The sequence below is a fragment of the Streptomyces sp. ID05-39B genome, from assembly GCF_033794725.1.
Taxonomy (GTDB): domain Bacteria; phylum Actinomycetota; class Actinomycetes; order Streptomycetales; family Streptomycetaceae; genus Streptomyces; species Streptomyces bobili.
In genome coordinates, this window is record NZ_JARGEF010000437.1 from 1 (window position 1) to 3,190 (window position 3,190).

Sequence of the window (3,190 nt, forward strand, 5' to 3'; positions counted from 1 at the left end):
ACCCTCCTCGCCCTCCCCCTGAGCCGGGCCCGCCCCGACCCCACCCTGGTGGTCTGCCCCGCCTCTCTCCTCGGCAACTGGCAGCGGGAGATCAACCGCTTCGCCCCCGGCGTCCCCGTCCGCCGTTTCCACGGCGCCGACCGCAGCCTCGACGACCTCACCGGCGGCTTCGTCCTCACCACCTACGGCACCATGCGCTCGGCCGCCACCACCCTGGCCGGGCAGCCCTGGGGCATGGTCGTCGCCGACGAGGCCCAGCACGTCAAGAACCCCTTCTCGGCCACCGCCAAAGCCCTGCGCACCATCCCCGCCCCCGCGCGCGTGGCGCTCACCGGCACCCCCGTGGAGAACAACCTCTCCGAACTGTGGGCCCTCCTCGACTGGACGACCCCCGGCCTGCTCGGCCCCCTGAAGGCCTTCCGCGCCCGCCACGCGCGGGCCGTGGAGAACGGCGAGGACGAGGAGGCCGTCCAGCGCCTCGCCCGCCTGGTCCGCCCCTTCCTGCTGCGCCGCAAGAAGTCCGACCCCGGCATCGTCCCCGAACTGCCGCCCAAGACCGAGACCGACCGTCCCGTCCCGCTCACCCGCGAACAGGCAGCCCTGTACGAGGCGGTGGTGCGTGAGTCGCTGCACGTCATCGAGACGGCGAACGGCATCGCGCGCCGCGGGCTGGTGCTCAAGCTGCTCGGCGCGCTCAAGCAGATCTGCGACCACCCGGCGCTGTACCTCAAGGAGGAGACCCCGGCCACGGGCGACGCCCTCGCCGCCCGCTCCGGCAAACTCGCCCTGCTGGACGAGCTGCTGGACACCCTGCTGGCAGAGGACGGCTCGGCCCTCGTCTTCACCCAGTACGTCGGCATGGCCCGGCTGATCACCGCTCACCTGGCCGGCCGGGCGATCCCGGTGGACCTCCTCCACGGCGGCACGCCGGTGCCCGAACGCGAGCGCATGGTGGACCGCTTCCAGGACGGCGCCACCCCCGTCCTCGTGCTGTCGCTCAAGGCGGCCGGCACCGGCCTGAACCTCACCCGCGCGGGCCACGTCGTCCACTTCGACCGCTGGTGGAACCCGGCCGTGGAGGAGCAGGCCACCGACCGCGCCTACCGCATCGGCCAGACCCAGCCCGTCCAGGTCCACCGCCTCATCACCGAGGGCACCATCGAGGACCGCATCGCCGAGATGCTCCAGGTCAAGCGCGCCCTCGCCGACGCGATCCTCGGCTCGGGCGAGTCCGCCCTCACCGAACTGACGGACCGTGAACTGTCCGACCTGGTCAGGCTGCGCAGGGAGGCGTGATGACGGAGGACGAGCAGGACATCAGCCCGGCCGAAGCGGTCCGCCGCGCCCTGCGGGCCGCCCGCGAGCGACCGCAGGAGCCGACACCGGCACACATACCCGAGGAAGCCCCGGCGCCGCCCCCGGACCCGCCTCAGGAGGCCACCCCGGACTCCGACGGCCCCTCCTCCCGGCCGGGTGACGCCGCCCGCGCAGCCCTGCGGCGTACGGCGGAGGCGCCCCGGGCCCCTGAGGAGGCCCCGGCGGCCGACGTACCCGCGGCAGCGGACGTACCCCCGACGGGCGAGGCGCCCGCGGTGGCGGGCGAGCCTCGGCGTGCGTCCGGTGTGCGGCCCGGGGACGCGGCCCGTGAGGCCCTGCGCGCGGCCCGCGCACAGGCGCGTCAGGCCCCGCCCGAAGCCGGGGAGCCCGGCGACGCCAGAAGCGCGCGCCGGACCTCCCGCGCGGGTGCGCGCCCCCTCGCCACCGGGGCCGCCGGCCGTCCGGGCGCCCGCGTCGCCGACGCCCGCGCGCGGGACGTACGGACCTTCCTCGCGGACGCCTTCCGGATGCCACCGGAGACCGACACCACCGAACCGGCCGAACCGGCCGAACCGGCTGAACCGGCTGAACCGGCTGAACCGGCTGAACCGGCTGAACCGGCGGAACCGGCCGAACCGGCTGAACCGGCGGAACCGGCCGAACCGGCGGAACCGGCGGAACCGGCCGATCCCGTGGCACCGGCCCAGCCCGTCCCCGCTCCCGTGGCACCGGCCGCGCCCGCGCCCGTCGCGCCCGTCCACGCCGCCGCCCGCTCCATGGCCGCTCCCACCCGCGACGGCGATCACCGCCACACCTACCCCGCCTTCCCGCCCCGGCCCGCCGACGCGGGCGCCGCCTTCGCCGAGACCTGGTGGGGCAACGCCTGGGTCACGGCGCTGGAGGAGGGCGCCCTGGACGCCAAGCGGCTCGCGCGCGGGCGGGGTTACGCCGAGCAGGGGCATGTGGACGCCATCACCGTCACCCCCGGTCTCGTCCTGGCGTACGTGCGGGGCAGCCGGGCCCGGCCGTACCGCGTCCAGGTGCGACTGCGCACCCTCGGCGAGGACGACTGGGAGCGGTTCCTGGACGCCGCGGCCGAGCGGCCGGGGCACATCGCCGCGCTGCTCGACAAGGAGATGCCGCAGTCCCTCGCCGACTGCGGCGTGCCGCTGCTGCCCGGCCCCGGCGACCTCGCCCCCCAGTGCAGCTGCCCCGACCACGGACACCCCTGCAAGCATGTCGCCGCCCTCTGCTACCAGAGCGCGCGGCTCCTCGACGCCGACCCCTTCGTCCTGCTCCTGCTGCGCGGCCGGGGCGAACGGGAGCTGCTCGACTCGCTGTCCCGCCGTAACGCCGCACGGGCCGCCCGCGCCGCCCAGGAGCAGGAACCGGACCCCGTCCCCGGCATCCGCGCCACCGACGCCCTCGCCGCACGCCGGCTCCCGCCGCTGCCCGCGCCGCTGCCCGCCCCGCTCCACCCCGAGCAGCCGCCCGCCTACCCGTCCGTGCCGAACGGACCCGACTCCTTCGCCCTCGACCAGCTCGCCTCCGACGCGGCCGTCCGCGCCCACGCGCTGCTCACCACCGGCCACGACGAGATCGGCGCACTGACCCTCTGGCACGACGCCGTACGCCTCGCCGCCGCCCGCCCCGGCTCCGGGCTGACCGCCACCAGCCGTGCCCTGTACGCCTCCCTCGCCTCCGCGGCCGGCCGCACCCCGGCCGAACTGGCCCGCGCGGTCGCCGCCTGGCGGCAGGGCGGCCAGGACGGACTCGCCGTCCTGGAGGACCTCTGGGACCCGCCCGCGGGCCGCTTCGACCGCGCCCGGCCCCTGCTGCGCGCCGCCGACCTCCCCGCCTTCCGCCCCTGGCG

General features: G+C 76.7%; 2 protein-coding genes. Both read left to right on the top strand.

The annotated features are described in order from the left end of the window. On the top strand, positions 1-1,296 hold a 1,296-nt coding region (locus P1P75_RS40725; protein WP_319264866.1), incomplete at its 5' end, for a DEAD/DEAH box helicase. Continuing rightward, positions 1,296-3,190, top strand: a 1,895-nt coding sequence (locus tag P1P75_RS40730) for an SWIM zinc finger family protein (RefSeq protein ID WP_319264868.1), incomplete at its 3' end; no start/stop codon positions are given. The genes P1P75_RS40725 and P1P75_RS40730, both read left to right, overlap by 1 nt.